The following is a 23,887-nucleotide window of genomic DNA, read 5'->3' as shown; positions in this document are numbered from 1 at the left end:
TCATAACACAATAAACGAACTTTTCAACACTATTTTTAAGTGATGTTCATGTTTTAGTTTAAAAATACAATGTTTTTGTGATTTAGTTCGGTTTTTAAGTAGTTTGATAAGCAAATTGAGCATCGTGCAATGACTTATATATACCATCCTTTTTCGCCATGAGTGATTCGTGACTGCCGTTTTCAGCGATGCCTTCTTTAGTGACGACCATGATGCGATCTGCATTCTTGATAGTAGCGAGACGGTGGGCGATGACCAGTGTTGTCCGGCCTTCAGCGAGACGATTCAAAGCAGTCTGAATCTGCACTTCTGTTGCAGTGTCGAGTGCACTTGTCGCTTCATCGAGTATGAGAATCGGTGGGTTTTTCAAGAACATACGTGCAATGGCGATACGTTGTTTCTGTCCACCTGACAGTTTAACACCACGTTCCCCAACAACGGTATCCAACCCGTCCCGGTAGCTATCCACGAGTTCTTTCAATTGAGCTTTCTCAAGCGCCGCATATATTTCTTCATCTTCAGCTTCAGGTTTACCGTAAGCAACGTTGTCTCTCAATGTACCGGAAAACAAAAAGACATCTTGCTGGACAGTTCCGATATTTTCTCTCAATGAAGCAAGCGTATAGTCTCGTATATCCTTACCATCCACTTGGATGGACCCTCGTGTTACATCGTAGAATCTTGGTAGAAGAGAACACAATGTCGTTTTACCTGCACCGCTTGGTCCAACAAAAGCAACTGTTTCCCCTGGATTGATGGCTAGAGAGATACTGTTTAGCACTGTTTTGTCATCATAGGCAAAAGTAACATCATTGTAGTCGATTTGGCCTCTTGCAGATTCGAGGGGTACCGCATTTTCGTGATCCTTTACGTCCGGCACCTCGCGCATGATTTCTGTAAAGTGATTGAAGCCGGCAATTCCGTTCGGATAAAGCTCAATCACAGCGTTGATCTTCTCAAGTGGTTTGAAAAGGATATTCGAGATGAGAATGAATGCCGCGAATTCTCCGAATGTCAATTCACCATTCATTGTGTAGTACGCACCTGCGATTAGTATGAATACCGTGACGAGACGCATTAGCATATATGTACTGGATGTATTGAATGCCATAATCTTATAAGCTTTCAGCTTTGTCTGCCTAAACGCGTCGTTGATCATTTTGAAGTTATCGTACTCGCGTTGCTCATTTGCAAACGCCTGAACCAATCTAATGCCGCCAATTTTGTCCTCAATCAAGTGGTTGAAGTCTGATACACGTCCAAAAAGTTCTCTAAATGCGACAGTCATCTTTTTGTTGAAGTAGATGGCGATTACAAGTATAAGCGGAACAATGATAAATGAAATGATTGCCAATTGTGGATGTATAGCGAACATGATCGCAAACGCGCCAAGTAGAGTCATTATGGCAATGAAAAGGTCTTCCGGACCATGGTGCGCCATTTCGCCAACGTTCATTAAATCGTTGGTCAATCGTGTTAAAAGTTTGCCTGTTTTCGTATTATCAAAGAAACGATAGGATAGCCGCTGGATGTGACCATAGAGGTCATTACGTATATCTCGTTCTATGTTCGTCCCGAGCATGTGACCGTAGTAGGTGACTATAAACTGCAAGAAGGTATTGAGCATATAGACCAAAATGAGACCGGCAGCGGCTATGATGATCCATTGCCAATTACCGGAGGGGAGTAATCTATCAATGAAGAGATTGACAATGAGCGGAAAACCGAGTTCAAGTAACCCGACTACAACCGCACAGAAAAAGTCAGTGAAGAATAAGAGTTTATATGGTGCATAGTAAGAAAAAAAGCGTTTCAATTGCTGTACCTCCAATTTTCCAAATGGTATATGTATAAATTCCCTCCTGATTATATCATGTCTACTTTAGTATTGGAGTCAGCCTAAAGTCCTTACATTGAAAATGTTTCTCAATTAGATTGGATTTTGATACTTCTTATGTATGATAACCAACACGGTAATTTCGAAAAACGGAGATTTAATTCTGTGGTAACTATGTTGTTTCAGTTTCATTACACATCATGTTGGAATACACGCCTAGGCAGGTACGTATATCTGCAGAAGCTGAATGTTTTTGTTATAATTTATATAATATTTGTATTAATAAATCCGGTCGGAATCAAAATTCAGGAGGAGATTAATTTGGCCCAGAGTGCAAAGAAAATCCCGAAGTATAAAATGATTGAAAATTATATTATGCAAAACATCAAAAGTGGTCATTATTCAAAAGGAGAACCGATAGAAACCGAGCAAGAACTATCAAGTAAATATTCAGTCAGCCGAGTTACAGTGCGTCAAGCGACAAACAATCTTGTGGCAAGAGGTTACTTGTCACGTAGTCAGGGGAGCGGCACATATGTGGCTGAGAAGAAAGTTGTCAGTCGTGCAACGACAGTCAAAAGCTTTACAGAAGAGATGAAAGCGATGGGAAAGAAAGCATCATCTAAAGTATTGGACTTCAAAGTTGTTGCTGCAAATAGGGAAGTCAGTCAAAAATTGAATTTGGAAATAGATAGCCCAGTTTATCATATCGTCAGGTTGAGAGAAGCTGATGGAGAGCCGATGATGATTGAAACAAGTTATATGAGCGTAATGGCATATCCGGATCTGACCTATGAGCGTCTCTCCAGGTCTAAATACAGCTATATTGAGGAAGAAAGAAAGTTGATTATTGACCACTCTCACCATATCGTCGTCCCAATCATGCCGACAGAAGAAATGATCGGGTACTTCGGGTGCGATCAAGCTTCTCCGCTACTTAAGGTTTTCAACACGACCTTTCTTACCGATGGGAGTATTCTGGATTACACTGAGCTTGTGATCAATACAGAGAAATATCAGTATCAATCCATTAGACAAAAATAAAAGAATCCTAAAATGCGGGCCGACATCGGTCCGCATTTTATTATAAATGATAATACAAATTATAATTTGTATTGACAAATTAATGTGCTCTGATATGATGATTTATATGAAAACGCTCACAGCATTTTTCATTACTAAATGATCAATATGTCCATAAGGGATGAAAGGGGATTAATATGAAAGACAAGTTTATGGGTTTTGCACAACAGCTTGGTAAAGCGATTCTTCTACCAGTTGCGATACTGCCGGTAGCCGGATTGCTACTTGGTGTATCAGCAGCACTGTCCGGCACTGCTGTCATCGAGACATATCCGGTTCTCGACAATACAATCTTGCAAGCCATTCTGACCATTATGAATGCAGCTGGTTCCGGCGTATTTGATGCGTTGCCGCTGATTTTTGCTGTAGGTATCACGATTGGACTGGCAAAAAGAGAAAAAGGCCCGGCTGCTTTAGCTGCTGTAGTCGGATACTTCGTGATGATCATTACCGTTAGTTCACTTCTTGAAATTACTGGCCAGCTTGCGCCTGAAGGTGTAGATCCGAGAACACTTGGCCAAGGAGCTCAATTTGGTGTACCGACACTTCAGATGGGTGTCTTCGGCGGTATACTGACAGGTATTGTCACCGGATTAGTACATAACAAATTCTATAACATTAAACTACCGGAATTCCTTGCTTTCTTCGGTGGTTCGAGATTCGTTCCGATTATCAATACTTTCATCTTCCTCATCGTTGGCGCGCTCATGTTCCTCATCTGGCCAGCTATTGGAAATGGCATCGCAAACTTCGGAGAATTTGCAACTGGGCTTGGTACACTTGGTGCTTTCCTTTATGGTCTTCTGCTGCGAATGCTCTACTTGTTCGGTCTGCATCACGTCTTCTATCTTCCTTTTTGGACGACGGCCGCCGGGGGAACAATGGAAGTCAATGGACAAATGGTGGAAGGATTCCAGACAATATTCTTAGCACAGTTGTCTGACCCTGAGACAACAAAGTTCTACAGTAATCTGGCTCTCTTCAACAGTGGGCGCTATCTGCACTTTATGTTTGGTATGATTGGTATTGTTTTGGCAATGTATTCGACCATACCTAAAGGTCCGAGACGTAAGGCGACTTCAGGTTTTCTGATCTCCATAGGGCTTACGGCCTTCATTACTGGTGTCACAGAACCGATATCCTTTGCGCTACTATTTGCATCCCCAATTCTGTTCGTCGCAGAAGCTCTGCTATTTGCCCTATGTTTTGTTGTGGCGAGTCTATTCAATATTACAATCGGTTCGACATTCGCAGCAGGGGTTACCGAATTCCTTCTTTTTGGTGTCTTCCAAGGGAACGAAAAAACGAACTACATCTGGGTACTGGTGCTCGCTATTCCGGTCATACTCGTATATTATTTCGTCTTCAGGACGTTGATTTTGAAACTCAATGCTAAAACACCTGGACGTGATGAAGAGGATGTCGAAGAAGCAGAAAACAATCATAAAGCTTCCTATGATTCCGGAAAGGCGGAAACAATTCTTGCAGGACTTGGCGGTCTTGATAACATCACGGATATTGATAACTGCGCAACGCGGTTGCGTGTCACTGTCAAAAAACCGGACATGATTAATTCCGATACGCTTAAAAGTACTGGTGCCATGAACACGGTCGTCCGTGGGAAATCAATTCAAGTCATCTATGGACCGAAAGTCAACATGGTAAGAAGCGATATCGACGAATACCTCGATAACTCAAACCAACAGATAAAGTAAGGTGCTTCAAAGCATCGCTGAAAGGAGATCCAAATTGAAGAAAAATATCATCTATATCCATACGCACGATAGCGGGAAGGTGTTGAGTCCTTATGGCTATGACGTACCAACCCCGTCACTGCAGTCGTTTGCTGAAGAGTCGACACTCTTCAGGCAGGCTTACTGCGTCGGACCGACATGCTCACCAAGCCGTGCAGGGTTGTTGACAGGCATGTATCCGCACAGCAATGGCATGTACGGGCTATCACAGCGGGGATTCCAACTGCATGACTACAATCAGCACCTTGTGAATTTCTTGAAATCAGAGGATTATTATACCGTGCTATGCGGAATCCAGCACGAAGCAGGTAAATATACTGATCATGCGGAAGCGGCACAAATTATCGGTTATGATCAAAATATCTCAGTTGATAACACGGACATGACAGAGCAGGAACTGGTAGAGTGGGATTATGAAAACGCACATAGTGTCAGCGATTGGTTGAAGAGTGTGGATGACGATAAGCCGTTCTTTTTGTCCTATGGACTTTTCGCAACACACAGGAAGTTCCCGGAGGAAGGATTCGAGGGTCAGCAGTTTGATTCGAAATACGTAATGCCGCCAGCGCCTCTCCCAGAAACCCAAACAATCAGAGAGGACTATACCGGGTATTTGCGCTCTGCCTCATGGTTCGACCGTTCTTTTGAAGTCGTCATAGATACTTTGAAAGCCGAAGGCCTCTATGAAAACTCCATCATCATCTTTACAACCGATCATGGACTTGCCTTCCCATTTGGCAAATGTACATTGTTCGATTCCGGTATCGGTGTTTCACTCATCATGCGCGTACCGGGCAGTGAGATGAATGGTGAGGTGGTGGAGGGTATGGTTTCCCAGGTCGATATATTCCCAACACTCTGCGAACTAATCGGTGCAGATGAGCCTTCCTACCTTCAGGGCGTCTCTTTTGCTGATATGTTCGAGACAAAGGATCTCGAAATACGAAAAGAAGTGTTTTCAGAAATCAACTACCATACTTCCTATGAGCCGGCGAGGAGTATACGAACGAAGCGATATAAATATATTAGATTTTTTGACGAAGACTACTTGAAAGTTAACCGAACAAACATCGATAATTCCACAAGCAAGGTCTTCTTTCATGAAAATGGACTGGATCAGGTTGTGAAACCAAAGGAAGGGCTTTATGATTTGCTCTACGATACAGGTGAGAGAAACAATCTTGCGGATGATCCTGAATATCTGGAAGTGCTTGAGGATATGAGGCGTCGCCTCGATGCTTATCAGAAAAAAACAGATGATCCGATTCTGAGTGGTCATTTCGATGTTAGACCGGGGTGGAAAATCAATAGGAAGGAAACGTACAATCCGAGTTCGAAGAATCCTGAGGACTATGAGGTCAGTGAAAAGAAATGATATAAAGTAATGACAGAAGATCATGGAAACTAATGTGCAATGGATGTGTAAATTCCTTAACCTTATCAATAACAAAAGCAGTGCTCGCTACAAATGGCGAGCACTGCTTTTATCATATAGGTAGATCGAAACTGTTACTGCCTCTCGTACTGGTAGGCCTCGAGTAGAGTGACGACAATATCCAACACAGGAGTTTCGAGATTTCCCTTTTGCCCATGCAAATACTTCTGGATAAATTCGTACTCAGTTCTAGTACCTGAGGTGGCATCATAAAACATGCTTGTTCCCATATCACGATCATAACTCGCATAGATGGATAGCGCCGTGTCGATGAATGCTGGCTCTATGATTTGCTCATCGTGGTTAATGATGGCCAATCCTTCCTCAAGTAGCGATCGGGTCAAATGTATGATTGTATCAAGGTCGAAAATTTTTGCGGTATTTTTGGCCAATGCGGTAACTGAATTGATTCCGAGATTAATCAAAAGTTTTTCATACCGATGGCGAAGGAAGTCATTAGATCTTTCTATTATCAGTTCTGCATCGACACTTCTCTCTAAATCTTCGATAAGTGTAGCCAAGTAAATATAAGATTTGTCTTCCACAAGTAGGCGAGCGTCTTGAAAATGATGAATCATGTGATCATGCTTTTGTCCGCTGATGTAGACGACTGCAGGTATGGGATTATGGAAGAAATGATCGAATCCCATTCCATTCTCGCAAAGGATGATTTCCGTGTTTTTATGGCACATCTTAGAAATGTGTGGACTCAAAGCTTCAAGGGCAGTCGCCTTGGTGGCGACGAAAATGATGTCGAATGATGATCCCTCATATTCATGAAGGTCTAGAATCTGGTAAGGGTAGTAGGTTTTCTGATCATTTTCCAGTATGGTGAACCCTTCTTTTATAGACTTGCCGAAAAGTGTGGTATTATGATTGAGCTTTTTAAGTTCTCGTGCAATGACGCTACCGACAGCGCCGATGCCGATGACTGCAATTTTCATAGATAAGCCTCCTTGAGGTGTATGTAGCGTGTGTAGATAATATGATAGACTAATTATAATATATAACTTCCGAATGGAAAGGAGCAGCATCATGAAAGTGACAAGTGATTGGAAAAAGATGAAAAAAGAAGGTGAGAAGATCACCATGGTCACAGCATATGACTACCCAAGTGCAAAACAGAGCGAAGCGGCAGGTATGGACACGCTGTTGGTCGGTGACTCACTTGGCATGACGGTGCTCGGATATAACAGTACTGTTCAAGTGACAATGGATGATATGGTTCATCATGCCAAGGCAGTCCGCCGGGGCGCCCCTGACACGTACATTGTCGTGGATATGCCTTTTGGGACGTACCACGCCAATGTAGACGATGGTGTGGGTAATGCCATCACTCTCTATCAGAAGACAGATGCCAATGCCATCAAATTGGAAGGTTCTGAATGCATAGACATTATCCGTCGTGCGGTGGGTGCTGGTGTGCCTGTAGTCGGTCATCTTGGACTGACACCACAGTCGGTTGGGGTTACAGGATTCAGGATGCAGGCGTCAGATGAAGCCGCTGCATTGCAGTTGATAGAAGATGCCAAAGCAGTCGAGGCCGCTGGGGCTTCGATGATTGTGCTAGAAGCCATTCCTTCGGACCTTGCGCGTAAGGTCACTTCGGTTCTTGAGATCCCGACAATTGGGATCGGTGCGGGCGTCGATGTAGATGGTCAGGTGCTTGTCTATCACGATGTACTGCAGTACGGCAGTGAGCGCCTGCCGAAATTTGTCAGACCTTTTGCAGATTTCAACACAACCGGCGTAGAGGGATTAAAATCTTACGCTGAAGCGGTCAAAGCAGGAACGTTCCCGGATGCGTCGACAACATATAAGAGAAAGGTTTTTGAAGAATAATGAAAACAGCAAGTACGATAAAAGAAGTACGCAGTATACTCGGTGCAGCAGAAGGACAAACTATCGCCTTGGTACCGACTATGGGATATTTGCACGAGGGTCATATGGCACTGGTCGAGGCTGCTCGGCATAAGGGTGACATTGTAGTCGTGAGCATATTTGTCAATCCGCTGCAGTTCGGCCCGGACGAAGATTTAGACAACTATCCTAGAGATATCGAACGCGACCTTGAAATCTGTCGTAGACATAACGTGGATGTCGTCTTCCATCCATCAGAAACGGAGATGTATCCGAAAAGGCCGGAACTTCTTCTAAGTCTTGAGACCATGGCCTCTATTCTTGATGGTGTCAGAAGGCCCGGCCATTTTGAAGGTGTGGTGACGGTGGTTAATAAGCTGTTTAATATTATTCGTCCTGATTACGCTGTATTTGGAGAGAAGGATCGCCAGCAACTGATGATTATTAAACGGATGACCGAGGACTTCAATCATGACATAAAAATCATTGGTGTACCGACTGAGCGTGAATCTGATGGTCTGGCAAAGAGTAGCCGGAACGTCAACTTATCCGAGGCAGAGCGCAAAGAGGCTGCCGCGATTAATCAGGCACTGCTTTTGGGGAGAGATCTGATTCAGGAAGGTACAACTGATGCTAAAGCTGTTAAATCCCACATTGAAGCGCATATCATGGATCATACTTCAGGGACGATTGACGACTTGCAGATTTTTACGCACCCCGATCTTAATCCTGTTCAAATCATAGCGGGAGATGCTATAATATTCATTGCTGTTAAGTTTGAAAGAACACGGTTAATAGATAATGTGATGGTGATGAAAAATGATCAGAACAATGATGAACGGTAAAATACACCGTGCAGTCGTGACTGAAGCCAACTTGAATTACGTTGGCAGCATTACGATTGATCCGGTACTTCTTGAAGCAGCGAACATTCTGCCAAATGAGAAGGTTCAAATCGTCAATAACAACAACGGGGAACGGCTTGAAACCTACGTCATCGAAGGTGAGAGAGGTTCGAACGAAATATGTTTGAATGGTGCCGCCGCTAGAAAAGTGCAGGTTGGAGATGTCATTATCATTATCAGCTATGTGCAGGTCGAGGAAGCAGAGCTTGCCGGCTTTGAACCAAATGTAGTAATTGTGGACGCGCAGAACAATATTGTAGATCCCCAGTACTTTGAAAAAAGACAAACCGAATATACACATCATGGAAGTAATTAGACATCTGTTTAATTGCTTTTTTTGAACTTTTCTAATGGAGGTGCATTCATGCTCGGCAAACTTTTCTTTATTATTTTCATATATATCGCTTCTACGTTTCTTGCGCCGGTAGTACAGTCCTATGATTTTGAGGATGGGTTCAACCGCAGCTATCTCAGTGGCTGGCTTGAGGAAAACATCTACCCGACGTATGATATGAGCGAAATACAAGAAGTTAATAGTGAACAAACACAAGAAGTGGCAATTAATCTCGGCACCCAATACGAAGTGGAAGATCAGGAAGTGCTGGAGAGCGAATATGCAGGGCAATTTGTGGTTGAGAACGATTACGGTATGTTCCGAATGGTGCTTATCAATGACGGTAAGGTCACAGGTGCCTATACGAACAGCGATGATGTTTCGATTGATACAATCAATATGGAAGGCATGGATCGTGAAAGTGTCAGAGAGATTTACGGAGAGCCGGTGGAGTCGATAAAAAAAGGCTGGAAACGCCTCAGGGTCACAAATGAGGAATACGAAGTCTATGACCTTAAGGACCGTTACGTTTACTTTTTCTATGATTTACACGACTCAGAGAAGGTGAATGGGGTTCTGATGCTTTCAAAAGATGAAATACGTGAAACCGAAACACTTTATAACCATCCTCCTACTGAAGATAATTCCAGAATGAACCACTTGCTGATTAATGCAACGAGATACGAATATGGATTTAACCCTCTGGAAGTAGACCAGCAGGCTGCGGATGCAGCACTTGGGCATAGTGAAGATATGGCTGAGCGGGATTATTTTAATCATGACTCCCCTGATGGAGAGACACTGAAAGATCGTATAGAAGCAGCGGATGTATCTTATAGAATGGCCGGGGAGAATATCGCGATGGGGCACACGTCTACGATCTTTTCTCACCATAGTCTAATGAACTCCTTAGACCATCGTGTCAATACGCTAAAACCTGAATTTACACATCTTGGTGTTGGCACAGCTTATAATGATGACGATATTCCTTACTATACTGAAAACTATGTATATAGGTGATGTGACACCAATGGGGTAAAAGTACTCCATTAAATGCGTTTCGAAATGCGCCCAAGGGGAATCTATCAGTAGACACTGCAGGTGTAATGGAAATGGTTATTACCTTCCTACTACCCATCCTGATAGATCGAGAGAACGAGGGGATGCAATTGAACACTAAAACGCAAGAAAACAATACAAAAGATTCCACAGATATTTTAGAACAAGTCAAAATAATACTTGGTAGATAGAAATCAGCAGTAAAAAACAATTACAGGATGGCATTGGAAGGACATAATAAAAAGGGCGCACAAGCGCCCTTTTAATATGTCCATTTTTATTGCTAGAATGAGCGGAACAGTCCAACGACTTTACCGAGTACCGTGACACTCTCGACAATGATCGGTTCCATGGATGCATTCTCAGGTTGAAGCCTATAATATCCATTTTCTTTATAGAAACGTTTGACTGTAGCTTCATCTTCTTCAGTCATGGCGACAATGATATCGCCGTTATGGGCGATATTTTGTTTGCGCACAATAACGCGATCACCATCATGGATGCCGGCTTCAATCATACTGTCGCCGGATACATTAAGCAGGAAGATTTCGCTATTGTGGTTGGCTGTGAAGTGTTCCGGTAAAGGAAAGTATTCATCAATATTCTCCACAGCTGTGATTGGAAGTCCTGCTGTGACTTTGCCGAGTACAGGGACTTGAATGACTGCGCTGTACTGGTCGTTTTCTTCTGTAATAATTTCAATTGCTCTTGGCTTAGTTGGATCTCTCTTGATGTAGCCCTTTTCTTGTAGTTTCGCGAGATGTCCGTGAACTGTTGAACTTGACTGAAGACCCACTGCGTTTCCAATCTCTCTCACACTTGGCGGATAGCCTTTTTCTTGAACGGTAGTTTTTATAAATTGATATATTTGCTTTTGTCTATCTGTTAGCGCCTTCATATATATACCTCCGACTCATTATATATACGATTTTAACATATCCATCCCCAGGTTACAAACGTTTGTTCGTAATTCTATTGACCCGGAACACGCGTTCTGTTATTATGTTTATACAAACATATGTTCTGGAGGGAATTTTATGACAATGAAGGAATTAAAGCTATTGAGTGCGATTTTTGCATTTGCGCTAGTTGCCGGTCTTATATTCATGTTCGACTCCCATAAAATAGAGAACACACATTCCAATGTAGTGTATATAGATGAGTTTGAAGTAATCACTGAAGAATCGCCTATGGTGGCTGAAGAGGAAACGGATGTTCTGGAAGAACACTATAAGGAACGGACCCCAATCGACCAGATGATGGAATTGATCGGACTAATAGAATAAACCGCCAAGTATGAGAATGGTCTCATACTTTTTTTTATGGTAAATTATAAGGGAGTGGACAGGAGGTTTCAGCATGTTGGAAAAAGAAAAATTACAGCGTATCAACACTTTAGCTGCCAAAAAGAAAACAGGTAGCATTGAAAAGAACGAACTGGAAGAATTGAAGGGCCTAAGGGGAGAATATTTGAAAAACTTCAGGTCATCTTTCAGGGCGCAGGTCGAGAACACGAAAGTGATCGATCCTGAAGGAAACGATGTAACACCTGAAAAACTCAAGCGAATTCAAGAAGATAAAAAACAGTGACTAAAGGAGCATATGAAATGACATTCGATAAAACGGATCAGCTAGCAGTCAATACAATCAGAACACTTTCAATCGATGCGATCGAAAAGGCGAATTCCGGACACCCGGGTCTACCGATGGGTGCAGCACCGATGGCCTATACCCTATGGAGTCGTCACCTGAATTTCAATCCTAACTCAATGGCATGGTTCAACAGGGACCGTTTCGTACTTAGTGCTGGACATGGCTCAATGCTCATATACAGTCTGCTGCATCTGAGCGGTGCGCTTGAAATGGATGAAATCAAGAATTTCAGGCAGTATGAGTCTAAAACACCAGGACACCCTGAGTTTAAACACACAGAAGGTGTAGAAATCACGACCGGACCACTTGGACAGGGATTCGCAATGAGCGTGGGTATGGCAATGGCCGAGAAACACCTGGCTGCCAGATTCAATCGTGAAAACTATGATGTTGTAGACCACTACACTTATGTTGTAGCAAGTGACGGTGATCTGATGGAAGGTATCTCTCATGAAGCGGCTTCATTAGCTGGGCACCTCGCTCTCGACAAATTGATTGTGCTTTACGACTCCAATGACATTTCTCTTGATGGGGATCTTGATAAGAGTTTCTCTGAAGATATTAAAAAGCGTTTTGAAGGATATAACTGGAATTATATTAAAGTAGATGATGGTAACGATGTGGAACAAATCGATCAAGCCATCACAGAAGCAAAATCAGCCAATCAGCCGACGATGATCGAAGTGAAAACAATCATCGGGTATGGTGCGCCTAACAAACAAGGTAAAAGTGCTTCCCACGGCGCGCCACTTGGTGCAGATGAACGCAAAGCAGCGTTCGAATACTATGGTTTTGATCCTGAAGAAACTTTCAAGGTTGATGCTTCCGTCTACGATCGTTTCAGCGAAACGATGAAACAGAGAAGCAATGAGAAGGAAGAAGCTTGGAATAAGATGATGGAAGCATACCAGGAGGAGCATGGTGAGCTCTATAAAGAACTAGATGATGCGATCAATCACCGTCTGCAGGAAGATTATGATAAGGACATGCCTTTCTATGAAGCAGGTGACTCAAAAGCGACACGTGCCACTTCAAGTGAAATGATTCAGGCTCTCTCTAGGAGTGTGCCGACATTGTTTGGCGGTGCGGCCGATCTTGCAAGCAGTAACAAGACAAATGTAGTAGACCAAGAGGACTTCGACCACAATAACTACGGTGGACGCAATGTATGGTTCGGTGTGAGAGAATTTGGTATGGCGGCAGCGCTCAATGGTATGGCGGCACACGGCGGTATCTATCCATATGGCGGTACATTCTTTGTATTCAGTGACTATATGAAGCCGGCAATTCGTCTTAGTGCCCTGATGAAACTGCCAGTGACCTATGTGTTGACACATGATTCTATCGCAGTAGGTGAAGATGGTCCAACACACGAGCCAATCGAACAGCTAGCGGGATTGAGAGCCATTCCGAATCTGAATACAATTCGTCCAGCAGAAGGTAACGAAACTCGTGCAGCATGGAAAGTGGCTATGGAAGCAGAAGATGCACCGACAGCACTCGTGCTCACACGTCAAAATGTCGAAGCACTCGACCTTCCTTACGAGACCATAGAGACAGGTGTCAAAAAGGGCGGCTATCTTGTGTACGACAAAGGTGATGATGCCATTCTTTTCGCATCCGGTAGTGAAGTGCCGTTGGCAGTTAAAGCAGCGGAGCAACTCGAGGCGCAAAATGTGAATGTCAAAGTCGCTTCCATTCCTAACATGCAGCAGTTCTTAAAACAAGATGCAGAGTATATCGAAAGCGTATTGAACACCCATATTGAAAATCGTACAGCGATAGAAATGGCAGCAAGTCTCGGCTGGCATCGCTTCATCGGCATGAACGGTAAAATCCACGCAATCGACACTTACGGTGCCAGTGCACCAGGAGATGTTGTGATTGAGAAGTACGGATTCACCGTCGAGCGTGTATTGGGTACGGTCCTCGATAAATAATCTGTTGAAAACCACCTGCTTTTAATGTAAACTTTATTATGGTCTACGAAGAAAGAGGTGAGCAGTTTGGCTACTTGGATTTGGATAGTAATTGTTACAGTTGCGCTCATCGGTGGCGTTGCCCTTGGATTCTTTTTAGCAAGAAAGTACATGATGGACTATCTTGAAAAGAACCCGCCGATTAATGAGGAAATGCTCAGAATGATGATGATGCAAATGGGACAGAAGCCTTCCCAGAAGAAGATAAACCAGATGATGTCAATGATGAACAAGTCAGCGACAGATACAAAATCGGCTAAAGATCGTATGAAAGCTTCAAAAAAATAAAATTTGACCCGTCTGCATCTGCAGGCGGGTTATTTTTATATGAAGTAATAGATATTATTGTTACTTCATTATGCTAAAAATTCTCATTATTTCGAATAATTATTGAAGCAAGACTGTGGTTCATATATACTTAAATCAGAATAACAAAGGGGGAACTTGAATGACCAGAAGATTTTCAATGATGTTTTTTGTATTAATATTCACCATGCTACTGGCCGCATGTACAAATGATTCAGACGTTGACGATGCAGTGGAGGAGAGTTCGAGTGGCGGAGAAGCTTCCGATAATGCAGAGGGAGAAGAGCAGGGGGCAAGCGGCGATTTGACCATCGCAATGATGGATGACGCTGTCACACTGGACCCTCATGGCAGTAACGATTCAGCATCTGCACAAGTCAGAAGAAATATTTATGAGACGCTGGTACACCAGGGGGTAGATATGGTGCTTGAGCCGGGTCTCGCCGAAGACTGGGAAGCGACAGAAGATGACGTGTGGACGTTCACTTTACGGGAAGGGACAACTTTCCATAACGGTTCCGACTTTACAGCCAACGATGTGAAGGCAACTCTAGATCGTGTTAGAGATACTGCTGTTGCTTCTCAAGTGGCATTTCTCTTCGAAATGATTTCTGAAGTCGAAGTGGTCGGAGATTACGAAGTAAATCTGCGCACCGAATATCCGTTTGCGCCACTCCCAAGTCATTTGGCACATAATACTGCAGGTATTATCAGCAAAGAACTGATTGATGCAGATTACCAAGCGGCATTAGATGCAGGTGGCGTGGATATGACGGCAGATGAGTACTATGAACTGCGTGAAGAAGGCGGTTCTGAATACGAGGAAGTTGCTGAGAGTATCGCTGGGGAAACAGGTAGTGTCATCGGTTCAGAAGCGGACGGTACTAACCACCTAGTATTCGAATCACGGTCACCGGGAGACGAGACAGTACTTCAGAAGTTTGAAGACTTCCAAGGGGGCGACCGCAATTTTGAAACAGTAACGTTCCGTGTCGTTCCTGAGAACGGACCACGCATAGCCGACCTCGAAAGAGGCAATGTTCAGATTGCAGGCGATATCGATTCTACGAGTGCTACAAGAATAGAAGAAGGGGCAGATACTGAACTCGTTGAACAAGAATCTGTCAGAATGTCCTACCTTGGTTTCAATACTGAAAAAGAACCATTTGATGATATCAGAGTCAGGCAGGCCATTTCATATGCTATCGACCGGGATGAGATCATTTCCGGTGTGTATGATGATATGGGAATCAAAGCAGAAGGACCACTGGCGCCTGATGTATGGGGATTTGACGAAAACCTTGAGGGTGTCGAATACGACATGGACCGTGCCAAAGAAATTCTGGCAGAAACGGATGTAGCAGATGGTTTCCAGACCACAATATGGGTCGATGAAGACCCACAGATCAACGATACCGCCGTATATATCCAAGAAAAATTGTCTGAGCTAAACATTGATGTTCAAATTGAGCAGTACGAATGGGGCACATACCTCGATCGCACCTCGCAAGGAGATCATGAGATGTTCATCCTTGGCTGGACAACTGTGACTGCGGACGCGGACTATGGTCTCTATGCGCTCTTCCATTCTGATAGTCACGGTTCAACAGGGAACCGTTCCTTCTACACCAACGAAGAAGTCGACAGACTACTCGATGAAGGACGTACAGAACCAGATGAAGATACTAGATTCGAAGCATACAGCCAAGCACAGGAAATTCTGATTGAAGAAGCACCGGCAGCTTATCTGTTCCATACGAACTTCGCTATCGGTGTCAACTCTAGTGAAGTAAGTGGTGTTGACCTTGATCCAGTCGGCAATATCAGAATTGAGAATGTATCATTCAACTAGTTTAGCAGTAAACAAAGTAAAACCCTTGAGAGAAAATCTCAAGGGTTTTTTAGTCTTATACCTTTTCAACTATATAAGTGCGTTTTTCTTGATAATTGCCACCTTCAAAGCATCCTTTGAACTGATGAACCACTTTATATTCGCGCTTCAAATCGGTAAACAGTTCCTCCTCATTTGAAGAGAGTACCGCAGCATCCGATGTATTGAGAAAGTCTTTAAGCGCTTGTGCTGTATAATGGCTGCCTTGTTCGAGTGAACTCAAGTTGGAATCTGACATGAAAAAGCCTCCTGACTCTAATGTAGTTATTAATTTATTCCCATATTTGAATGTCATAAACACTATTTATTTTTTTCATCCAATACCTTGCTATATTCAGTACCGGGTGTTAATCTATAATTGCTACTGAATATAACACACTAGTTGAGAGGGGAGGAAAAAATGAATACACAACTAAAGAAAGGATCACTTGAGATGTGTGTGTTACGGTTCATTCATAAAGAAGATCAATATGGCTATCAGCTTGCACAGAACGTTTCCGCGTACTTCAGCATCGCAGAAGGTACCTTGTATCCTTTATTGAGAAGACTTGTGAAAATAGGCTATTTAAACACTTACTTTCAAGAATCGAACGAAGGTCCTGCACGCAAATACTACACGTTGACAGAAAGTGGCATAGAACGCATGCATGCACTTGTCGAAGAATGGCAGATATACTCTGCTGCGGTGAATAATATTTTGGCAGACACTAAATAGATGGAGGGATATGGATGGATAAATTTGATTTCATGAGAATACTTGAAAAGCAGCTCGGATCCATGGGGTTCGAGACTAGGAAAGAGATTATGGATGAATACGATCGGCACATTGAAGAAGCGCTAGAAGAGGGTCATGACGAACATGAAATAATTGCTAGACTCGGAGACCCAAAGGAGATTGGCCGTGAAATCATTGAGATGGAAACAGAAGAATCCTCACCGCCTGGACGCTCCCTTACAGATTCGAAGCAATTTAGTGAAATTCGTCCCGAAGAAATAAATTCATTCGATATTAAAGGCAACGATCTCAATATCTATATTGAAAAGGGGAATCACTTCGATATGAATTACCATGGGCAAGATAAACAGGGAGATTTTGATTTCTACCAGCAAGGTAATACATTTGTAATCAAACATTCCAGATCGCAAAGGCGAACATTCAAATCGTTTATTATCAATAGGAAAGTGACGAGCGACTCGGTTCATATTATTTGGCCCTACAGTATCGAAACCCTTCACATTGATACCGATCAAGGCAAGCTATCAGTCAGTGGCATGGATATTGAACATTTGAAGCTCGAATCCGATATGGGGCGTATCAGTGGCAAACATCTCAACTGCAGACAAGCAGACTTTAAATCGCAGATGGGGAGCATACAAATCGAAGACAGCGCCATGAGCCGTATAAGCGCCAATACACAGATGGGCGCCATTACTCTCAAGCGATGCATGGCTGACGAATATGTACTCGATACCCAGATGGGCCGTATCTCAGTTGTGGATATGAACCCAGAAAGTGATGTCAATGCTTCAAGTCAGATGGGTGCAGTGAAAGTACAATATAAAGCACATCCTGTAGAAACACTTGTTTTGGCAAAAGCGAACTTCGGTACTGTAGTAAATGCCTTCGAAGAAAATCGAGTAATGAGTGTCAAGCATACGGCTAAGTTTTCAAGTGAGATGGGTAGCGTTAAAGTGACATGAGTGCATTTTTTAGATCTGTCGTCATGGCAGATCTTTTTTATTTAAATTATTTCATAATTCGAAACATATGGTAGAATTTAAAAGGACTGAGACAACAAGGAGGATCGCAATGAAAGTTTTTAAGAAAATGGGATGGTTTTTCAAGCAGGAATGGCGCAGCTATACGATTGGCGTGATCATGCTAGTGCTTGTGGCATTGATGGAACTTATTCCGCCGCAGGTCATCGGCTGGGTCATCGATCGCATCACCCAAGAAACACTGACCGGCAATCTGCTTATGCAGTATATTCTGCTACTTATCGCTGTCGCTATATTCACATACATATTCAGGTACTTCTGGCGCATCATGATTTTTGGTGCCAGCTATCGACTCGGCAGGATACTACGTTCAAGGCTGTACAAGAAATATGCCGAAATGAGTCCAGCATTCTACCAGAAGCGCCGAACCGGGGATTTGATGGCGCACGCAACGAATGATATCCAAGCAGTACAAGCGACTGCGGGGGCAGGTATCCTAACTATTGCGGATTCTCTAATCACAGGTGGGGCAGTGCTAATTACAATGGCAGTTACAATCAGCCCCAAACTGACACTGCTCGCCATGATTCCACTGCCGTTCATGGTCATACTAACAAGCTACTACGGTAAACTTCTGAATCGGGGGTTCAAAAAAGCACAAGCTGCATTCAGTATGCTGAACGACAAGACGCAAGAGAGCATCTCTGGTATTAAAGTAACGAAAACTTTCGGCTACGAGCAAAGCGACCAGGCGGACTTTCGCAAGATGAGCGATGATGTGGTCGAGAAGAACCTCAAAGTATCGAAAGTGGATGCACTGTTTGATCCAACGATCATGACAATCATTGGCGCAAGTTATTTCATATCCATCTTCTTTGGTGCAAGGATGGTACTGGATAATACGATTTCCATCGGTGAACTTGTCACTTTCACTACCTATCTTGGCATGATGGTATGGCCTCTGCTTGCGCTTGGCTGGTTCTTCAACCTTGTGCAACGGGGCAGTGCGTCCTATGACCGGATCCAGGAGATTATGGATACCAAAAATCAAGTTGGTATCGACTATAAGGTAGAAGGACAGCCAGAAGGCAACATTACATTTAATCTTGGAGCCTTCAACTTCCCTGACGATGAATCGGACGGCTTGAGAGATGTCCGCTTTACCATTAAAAAGGGCACGACTGTTGGTATTGTCGGCAGGACAGGTTCAGGCAAAAGTGCCCTGATCAGACTGCTTTTGCGCGAATTCGATACAGTAAATCCTGAGGACATCATGTATGGTAAACATCCACTGCGTGATTATGAAATCGGTAATTTGAGAAATCGATTCGGTTATGTGCCGCAGGATCATTTCCTATTCTCGACATCCATCCAGAACAACATTGCTTTTAGTAATCCTGAAATAGAAAAAGAAGCAATATATCATGCAGCGAGACTAAGCCATGTCCATGCAGATATTGAAGGGTTCACTGACGGCTACGAAACGGTAGTCGGAGAAAGAGGCGTCTCCGTTTCCGGTGGACAAAAGCAGCGTATCTCGATTGCTCGTGCACTGATTATGGATCCCGAAGTATTAATTCTCGACGATTCATTGTCTGCGGTCGATGCTGAAACAGAGGAGCAGATTCTTGCAAATCTGCAAAACAGCCGAGCAGGCAAAACAAATATCATTACAGCCCACCGGATGAGTGCGGTCAGTCATGCGGACCTTATCATTGTCATGGATAACGGCACCGTCATCGAGCATGGCACTCATCGTGAATTGATGGCAAAAGGTGGCTGGTATCATGATACCTACAATACTCAAGCCTTACGTGAAGCACTCGAGAGTACCCTCGATGACCTTGTCATGAAGGAGGATAAATAAATGGAAAACAACCAATTCAATCTCTCTTTCAATGATCAGAAGAATGTACTTCTGAGACTGATGAAATACACCCTGCCCTTTAAAGGTATATTAGCAATCGGGTTTATCATGTTAATTATTTCAACCATCGCCGGAGTCGCAACCCCATACCTCGTCATGATATTTATCGACGACTACTTGACGCCTGGGGTGTTTCCAGAGAATGAAATCATCTGGCTAGTCGTTGCCTTCCTGTCAGTCCAGCTGATTGGTGCCATCACAACCTATATGCAGATCTATCTGTTTCAGTATCTTGCATTCAAGGTGATCCAACAGCTCAGAATCGATGCTTTCGATAAGATTGGCAGGCTTGGCATGCGATACTTTGATAAAGTGCCAGGCGGCAGTGTTGTATCACGTATCACGAACGACACAGAAGCCATCGTTGAAATGTTCATCGGCGTGCTTGCGACTTTCCTGATGGCGTTTTTTATGATCATATCGAGTTTCATTATGATGTTTGTGCTGAATGTGCGCTTGGCATTCCTAGCACTCATATTCATGCCGGTCATTGTAGTGGTACTTGCCGTATACCGTAGATACTCGGCAAACTTCTTCTCCCATGCCAGGCAGCTGCTTAGTGACCTCAATGCCAAACTTGCAGAATCGATTGAGGGTATGAAAATCATCCAGGTCTTCAACCAGGAGAACCGCCTGAGCCAAGAGTTCAATGAAATCAATGAAATGCATTATAAATATAATATGAAGAACGTCAGGCTGGACGGTCTGTTGCTCAGGCCAGCCATTAGCATGATTTCTGTACTGGCCATAGCGCTTATTCTTGGATATTTTGGGTTGCTCAGTTTTGAATCGACGGTCACTGCCGGTGTAATATTCGCGTTCATTCAGTATATGGAGCGTTTTTTCGAACCGCTCAGTCAAGTCAGTCAGAACTTGAACATCTTTCAGCAGGCATTGGTTTCAGCGAGTCGGGTCTTCGCCTTGATGGATGACGATCGCATGGAACCTACGCAGTCTGAAGATGAGACGTCAAAAGTGGTGGATGGGCAGATCGAGTTCCGGGATGTCACTTTCAGCTACGATGATAAAACAGATGTTCTAAAAAATATCTCCTTTACGGCGAAACCCGGGGAGACCGTGGCACTTGTCGGCCATACGGGCTCAGGAAAAAGTTCGATTATCAACCTGTTCATGCGATTCTACGAATTTTCAAAAGGAGATATTTTGGTGGATGGACATTCTATCAAACAAATTCCAAAGCAAGAACTAAAAGAGAAGGTCGGTCTCGTGCTGCAAGACCCGTTCATCTTCTACGGAACGATCGAGTCCAATATCAGGCTCTACCATCCTACAATGACCTTCGAACAAGTTAAAGCAGCAGCGGAATTTGTATTCGCCGATAAATTTATTTCAAAACTGCCAGATACGTACGAACATAAAGTGCTTGAAAAGGGAAGTGCTTTCTCAAGTGGTGAGCGCCAGCTTTTGGCATTTGCCAGGACCATGGCTATTGACCCGAAGGTGCTGATTCTTGATGAAGCCACGGCCAATATCGATTCCGAGACGGAAGAGCAAATCCAGCGTTCCCTTGAGAGGATGCGCAGGGGCAGAACGACACTTGCCATCGCGCACCGACTATCGACCATCCAAGACGCCGACCAGATACTCGTCCTTAATAAGGGTGAGATCGTGGAGCAGGGTACGCATGATTCGCTGATCCGCTACGGCGGTATTTATCACAAAATGTATCAGCTCCAGAACGGTCAGCAGTAAATGTCATAGAAAGTTCTAAAATAAAGGTTCAAAGAGTGCATCTACCTCCATCATGTCTGTTAAAATGACATCTGAATGGAGGTATTCTTATGGGCAGCGAAGTTACTTTTCTTCTCGCTTTTGGAGCTGGCGTACTGAGTTTTGTCTCACCCTGCGTCCTCCCGGTCTTCCCAGCGTTCATCTCCTATATAACGGGAATGAGCTACAATGAAGTTGAAAGTCAAAAATTCAATTTCCGTGCAATTCTTCATACACTATTCTTTCTCATCGGTTTCAGTCTTATCTACATTGCGCTCGGTTTCGGCACGGCATTCTTTGGCGGACTGCTCATTGAACACTCGAATCTGATTCGTCAACTTGGAGCAATTCTGATTGTTATATTCGGCCTGATTGTCACAGGTGTGCTCAACTTTGATTTTCTGATGAAGGATAGAAAAGTCCAATTTAAAAATAGACCTTCCGGATTCTTTGGCTCGATTTTGATCGGTATGGCATTCGGTGCCGGATGGACTCCGTGCAATGGTCCGATCATCGGGGCTATATTTGCGATGAGTGCAACCGAGCCGAATAATGCGCTGATGCTGATGGTCGTGTACTGCCTCGGGTTTGGTGTACCATTCTTCACGTTGAGCTTCTTCGTATCCAGAACAAGATGGATGCTCAAGTATTCAAATGCCATTATGAAGACAGGTGGCGTTGTCATGATACTGATGGGAATATTGCTCTATTTTGATGGTCTAACGCAAATTATTATATGGATGCAGCCATTCTTTGGCGATTTCCAGGGGTTCTAGCAATGAGTATTGAAACTATACTGTTTACTTTGGCTTCGATCATGGCAGTTGTCATGGGCTTTGTGGCAATCTTCGTCAGACAGAAGGCGGCTAAACGGCCCCTGACGTTGCCAAAGATCGTTATACCCCCAGTCATGATGTCAACTGGTGCACTGATGTATGTATTCCCATACTTCAGACTGACCCCTTTTGAAATTGCGGAGGCCGTTGTTATCGGCCTGATATTTTCAAGCGTACTTATTTATACCACCCGCTACGAAGAAAAAGGTGGGAAGCTCTATGTCAGACAATCCAGAATGTTTCCAGTCATTCTAGTCGGGCTTCTCGTTCTCAGAATCATCTTAAAAGCCATACTATCGATGAGCATTTCACCGGGAGAGATTGGCGGTATGTTCTTCCTTTTGGCATTCGTTATGATTGTTGTGTGGAGAATATCTATGTTCCTCCACTTGCAGACATTTAATAAGCAGCAGATCAAGTCATTTTGATCTGCTGCTTATTTTTTCTGTCTGTTCAAATATGGAGAATTTCTGCTTCTCATCATCTGCATACTGGAAGAGATCCTCATACGGCTTATAGTCGATATCAAGCGCATTCAGTTTCTTCTTCATGAATTTATGGTCTCTTTTTGGTGTTGCGATGATGTAGCCTTTCATGATGTGGTCGAGTGTAATATCATTTGCTCCTTCGTCAAGCGCAATTTTAGATATGCGGCCGGCAATCCGTTCCTTAGCGACATCCCTAAACAGTTCCGGCACCGGTGTGACTAGCTCGTTCAGCAGGTTTCTTGCATCCTTATTCCATAAGGGTAGTGCGCGGTCGATATAGTGCCCCTGCCAATCGAGTTCACTGTAGCCATCTTCTTTTGGCATGCGTTTTAGGAACTTTCTGAACATGAAATAACCGCCGATGAACATAAGACCCACCATGACGAAAGTCCATAGAGCAATAAGCCACATGATTATATCGTTCATTCCCTCACCTCCCAGTCATTATAGAAAATTTATATTCGATTGTCCATTGAATCATTTGTGACGATATATAGAGTGAAGGAGGTGAAAGCTATGCTGAAGAGTACAAACGCAAAGTTCTATTTCTTCGAAGCGGATGAGAGTGGCAAAGAGAAACTCCGTTTCAGATCTGTAAGAAACTTGGACACGACTTCTACAGATGAAGCCATCAACACACTGGCAAGCATCTATCAGAATCTGACAAATGATGTGTACCCGATTGTTGAGAAAGAGCAGACTTACGTTATCAACTAATAGTGAAAAGGAGGAAGGACAATGACTAAAAAACTCGTAATCGTATTCGACACGGATTTGAACCGTCGCTTTACGTTGACACTCAATAATCCGAAGACAGATTTGACCGAAGCGGCACTTATGGCTGAGGCGGAGCGGCTCATAGAGCTGGGTGTCTTAGCACCGATGCAGGGTAGACCGGTATCCGTGTATTCGGCGAAAATCGTAGAGCAGAACGTTACAGAGATCATCTAGCATGGAATGGGTGACCCTAGTCAGCGATGTTGGGTTTCCGGCTGTGATCACGTTCTTTTTGCTCTATCGAATGGAGCAAAAACTGGACGATCTCATCATCTCCATCAGAGAGCTGCACTGAAAGAACCATCCCCAAATT

27 protein-coding genes are annotated in these 23,887 nt (G+C 43.6%); 22 read left to right on the top strand and 5 right to left on the bottom strand.

What is annotated here, in order from left to right:
- Nucleotides 1-94: 94 nt before the first annotated feature.
- Nucleotides 95-1,831 carry an ABC transporter ATP-binding protein gene (locus ACFOJ8_RS07540; protein WP_449329070.1) on the bottom strand — a complete coding sequence of 579 codons (1,737 nt, stop codon included), beginning with the start codon at nt 1,829-1,831 and terminating at the stop codon, nt 95-97.
- 327 nt (nt 1,832-2,158) lie between these two features.
- Here ACFOJ8_RS07540 and ACFOJ8_RS07535 point away from each other — a divergent pair, with 327 nt between their 5' ends.
- The 3 genes from ACFOJ8_RS07535 (at nt 2,159) to ACFOJ8_RS07525 (ending at nt 6,049) form a co-directional block, all read left to right on the top strand.
- The gene (locus ACFOJ8_RS07535; RefSeq protein WP_380654741.1) at nt 2,159-2,881 is read left to right on the top strand and encodes a GntR family transcriptional regulator; all 723 of its coding nucleotides are present in this window, start codon (nt 2,159-2,161) and stop codon (nt 2,879-2,881) included.
- 176 nt (nt 2,882-3,057) lie between these two features.
- On the top strand, nt 3,058-4,635 hold the full coding sequence (locus tag ACFOJ8_RS07530; protein WP_380654738.1) for a PTS transporter subunit EIIC: 1,578 nt from the start codon (nt 3,058-3,060) through the stop codon (nt 4,633-4,635).
- Nucleotides 4,636-4,669: 34 nt separating this feature from the next.
- The gene (locus ACFOJ8_RS07525; RefSeq protein ID WP_380654735.1) at nt 4,670-6,049 is read left to right on the top strand and encodes a sulfatase family protein; all 1,380 of its coding nucleotides are present in this window, start codon (nt 4,670-4,672) and stop codon (nt 6,047-6,049) included.
- 134 nt (nt 6,050-6,183) lie between these two features.
- On the opposite strand, the gene ACFOJ8_RS07520 is transcribed toward ACFOJ8_RS07525, so the two are convergent.
- Entirely contained in the window at nt 6,184-7,053 is an 870-nt protein-coding gene (locus tag ACFOJ8_RS07520) for a 2-dehydropantoate 2-reductase N-terminal domain-containing protein (RefSeq protein WP_380654732.1), read from the bottom strand.
- A 91-nt stretch (nt 7,054-7,144) separates the two neighbouring features.
- On the opposite strand from ACFOJ8_RS07520, the gene panB reads away from it, so the two are divergent.
- From panB to ACFOJ8_RS07495, 5 genes are all read left to right on the top strand, one after another.
- Nucleotides 7,145-7,951, top strand: a complete 807-nt coding sequence (panB, locus tag ACFOJ8_RS07515) for a 3-methyl-2-oxobutanoate hydroxymethyltransferase (RefSeq protein WP_380654729.1) — start codon at nt 7,145-7,147, stop codon at nt 7,949-7,951.
- Nucleotides 7,951-8,814 carry a pantoate--beta-alanine ligase gene (gene panC, locus ACFOJ8_RS07510; protein ID WP_380654726.1) on the top strand — a complete coding sequence of 288 codons (864 nt, stop codon included), beginning with the start codon at nt 7,951-7,953 and terminating at the stop codon, nt 8,812-8,814. Before panB ends, panC begins: the two co-directional genes overlap by 1 nt.
- Nucleotides 8,789-9,190: an aspartate 1-decarboxylase gene (gene panD / locus ACFOJ8_RS07505; protein WP_380654723.1), complete on the top strand. Its 402-nt coding sequence runs from the start codon at nt 8,789-8,791 to the stop codon at nt 9,188-9,190. The genes panC and panD overlap by 26 nt, the downstream gene beginning before the upstream one ends.
- A 48-nt stretch (nt 9,191-9,238) precedes the next feature.
- Nucleotides 9,239-10,228 carry a CAP domain-containing protein gene (locus ACFOJ8_RS07500; RefSeq protein ID WP_380654720.1) on the top strand — a complete coding sequence of 330 codons (990 nt, stop codon included), beginning with the start codon at nt 9,239-9,241 and terminating at the stop codon, nt 10,226-10,228.
- A 92-nt stretch (nt 10,229-10,320) separates the two neighbouring features.
- Complete coding sequence (locus ACFOJ8_RS07495; RefSeq protein ID WP_380654717.1) at nt 10,321-10,458, top strand: hypothetical protein; 138 nt, start codon at nt 10,321-10,323, stop codon at nt 10,456-10,458.
- 92 nt (nt 10,459-10,550) lie between these two features.
- On the opposite strand, the gene lexA is transcribed toward ACFOJ8_RS07495, so the two are convergent.
- Nucleotides 10,551-11,165 (bottom strand): transcriptional repressor LexA, encoded by a 615-nt coding sequence (gene lexA, locus ACFOJ8_RS07490; protein WP_380654714.1) that lies wholly within the window; start codon nt 11,163-11,165, stop codon nt 10,551-10,553.
- A gap of 139 nt (nt 11,166-11,304) precedes the next feature.
- On the opposite strand from lexA, the gene ACFOJ8_RS07485 reads away from it, so the two are divergent.
- From ACFOJ8_RS07485 to ACFOJ8_RS07465, 5 genes are all read left to right on the top strand, one after another.
- Nucleotides 11,305-11,553: a hypothetical protein gene (locus tag ACFOJ8_RS07485; RefSeq protein ID WP_380654712.1), complete on the top strand. Its 249-nt coding sequence runs from the start codon at nt 11,305-11,307 to the stop codon at nt 11,551-11,553.
- Between the two features lie 73 nt (nt 11,554-11,626).
- Complete coding sequence (locus ACFOJ8_RS07480; RefSeq protein WP_380654709.1) at nt 11,627-11,857, top strand: DUF896 domain-containing protein; 231 nt, start codon at nt 11,627-11,629, stop codon at nt 11,855-11,857.
- Nucleotides 11,858-11,874: 17 nt separating this feature from the next.
- Nucleotides 11,875-13,860 carry a transketolase gene (gene tkt / locus ACFOJ8_RS07475; RefSeq protein WP_380654706.1) on the top strand — a complete coding sequence of 662 codons (1,986 nt, stop codon included), beginning with the start codon at nt 11,875-11,877 and terminating at the stop codon, nt 13,858-13,860.
- Between the two features lie 66 nt (nt 13,861-13,926).
- Complete coding sequence (locus ACFOJ8_RS07470) at nt 13,927-14,187, top strand: YneF family protein (protein WP_380654703.1); 261 nt, start codon at nt 13,927-13,929, stop codon at nt 14,185-14,187.
- A 160-nt stretch (nt 14,188-14,347) separates the two neighbouring features.
- Nucleotides 14,348-16,057 (top strand): glutathione ABC transporter substrate-binding protein, encoded by a 1,710-nt coding sequence (locus ACFOJ8_RS07465; RefSeq protein ID WP_380654700.1) that lies wholly within the window; start codon nt 14,348-14,350, stop codon nt 16,055-16,057.
- Between the two features lie 55 nt (nt 16,058-16,112).
- Here the strand turns inward: ACFOJ8_RS07465 and ACFOJ8_RS07460 are convergent, their stop codons facing one another.
- The gene (locus ACFOJ8_RS07460; RefSeq protein ID WP_380654697.1) at nt 16,113-16,334 is read right to left on the bottom strand and encodes a hypothetical protein; all 222 of its coding nucleotides are present in this window, start codon (nt 16,332-16,334) and stop codon (nt 16,113-16,115) included.
- 162 nt (nt 16,335-16,496) lie between these two features.
- On the opposite strand from ACFOJ8_RS07460, the gene ACFOJ8_RS07455 reads away from it, so the two are divergent.
- From ACFOJ8_RS07455 to ACFOJ8_RS07430, 6 genes are all read left to right on the top strand, one after another.
- Nucleotides 16,497-16,811, top strand: coding sequence for a PadR family transcriptional regulator (locus ACFOJ8_RS07455; protein WP_380654695.1), 315 nt, complete (start codon nt 16,497-16,499; stop codon nt 16,809-16,811).
- Between the two features lie 14 nt (nt 16,812-16,825).
- Nucleotides 16,826-17,797, top strand: a complete 972-nt coding sequence (locus ACFOJ8_RS07450; protein WP_380654692.1) for a DUF4097 family beta strand repeat-containing protein — start codon at nt 16,826-16,828, stop codon at nt 17,795-17,797.
- Between the two features lie 109 nt (nt 17,798-17,906).
- A complete protein-coding gene (locus tag ACFOJ8_RS07445) occupies nt 17,907-19,682 on the top strand; it encodes an ABC transporter transmembrane domain-containing protein (protein ID WP_380654689.1) in 1,776 nt (591 codons plus the stop codon).
- Nucleotides 19,683-21,455 (top strand): ABC transporter ATP-binding protein, encoded by a 1,773-nt coding sequence (locus tag ACFOJ8_RS07440; RefSeq protein WP_380654686.1) that lies wholly within the window; start codon nt 19,683-19,685, stop codon nt 21,453-21,455. It begins immediately after the preceding gene.
- Nucleotides 21,456-21,544: 89 nt separating this feature from the next.
- Complete coding sequence (locus tag ACFOJ8_RS07435; protein WP_380654683.1) at nt 21,545-22,249, top strand: cytochrome c biogenesis CcdA family protein; 705 nt, start codon at nt 21,545-21,547, stop codon at nt 22,247-22,249.
- A gap of 2 nt (nt 22,250-22,251) precedes the next feature.
- On the top strand, nt 22,252-22,737 hold the full coding sequence (locus ACFOJ8_RS07430; protein ID WP_380654680.1) for a CcdC family protein: 486 nt from the start codon (nt 22,252-22,254) through the stop codon (nt 22,735-22,737).
- On the opposite strand, the gene ACFOJ8_RS07425 is transcribed toward ACFOJ8_RS07430, so the two are convergent.
- Nucleotides 22,729-23,223 (bottom strand): DUF2621 family protein, encoded by a 495-nt coding sequence (locus ACFOJ8_RS07425; protein WP_380654678.1) that lies wholly within the window; start codon nt 23,221-23,223, stop codon nt 22,729-22,731. The two genes, ACFOJ8_RS07430 and ACFOJ8_RS07425, sit on opposite strands and share 9 nt — an antisense overlap.
- A 90-nt stretch (nt 23,224-23,313) precedes the next feature.
- On the opposite strand from ACFOJ8_RS07425, the gene ACFOJ8_RS07420 reads away from it, so the two are divergent.
- From ACFOJ8_RS07420 to ACFOJ8_RS07410, 3 genes are read left to right on the top strand one after another with little or no spacing between them, the layout of a single operon-like run.
- Nucleotides 23,314-23,514 (top strand): DUF1659 domain-containing protein, encoded by a 201-nt coding sequence (locus ACFOJ8_RS07420; protein ID WP_160651588.1) that lies wholly within the window; start codon nt 23,314-23,316, stop codon nt 23,512-23,514.
- Nucleotides 23,515-23,535: 21 nt separating this feature from the next.
- The gene (locus ACFOJ8_RS07415) at nt 23,536-23,748 is read left to right on the top strand and encodes a DUF2922 domain-containing protein (RefSeq protein ID WP_380654675.1); all 213 of its coding nucleotides are present in this window, start codon (nt 23,536-23,538) and stop codon (nt 23,746-23,748) included.
- 1 nt (nt 23,749) lies between these two features.
- Complete coding sequence (locus ACFOJ8_RS07410) at nt 23,750-23,869, top strand: YvrJ family protein (RefSeq protein WP_380654673.1); 120 nt, start codon at nt 23,750-23,752, stop codon at nt 23,867-23,869.
- Nucleotides 23,870-23,887: the final 18 nt, after the last annotated feature.

It is taken from the genome of Salinicoccus sesuvii, from assembly GCF_042648145.1.
Lineage (GTDB): Bacteria > Bacillota > Bacilli > Staphylococcales > Salinicoccaceae > Salinicoccus > Salinicoccus sesuvii.
The sequence above is the reverse complement of the archived record's forward strand: the minus strand, read 5'-3'. Positions and strand labels throughout refer to the sequence as shown.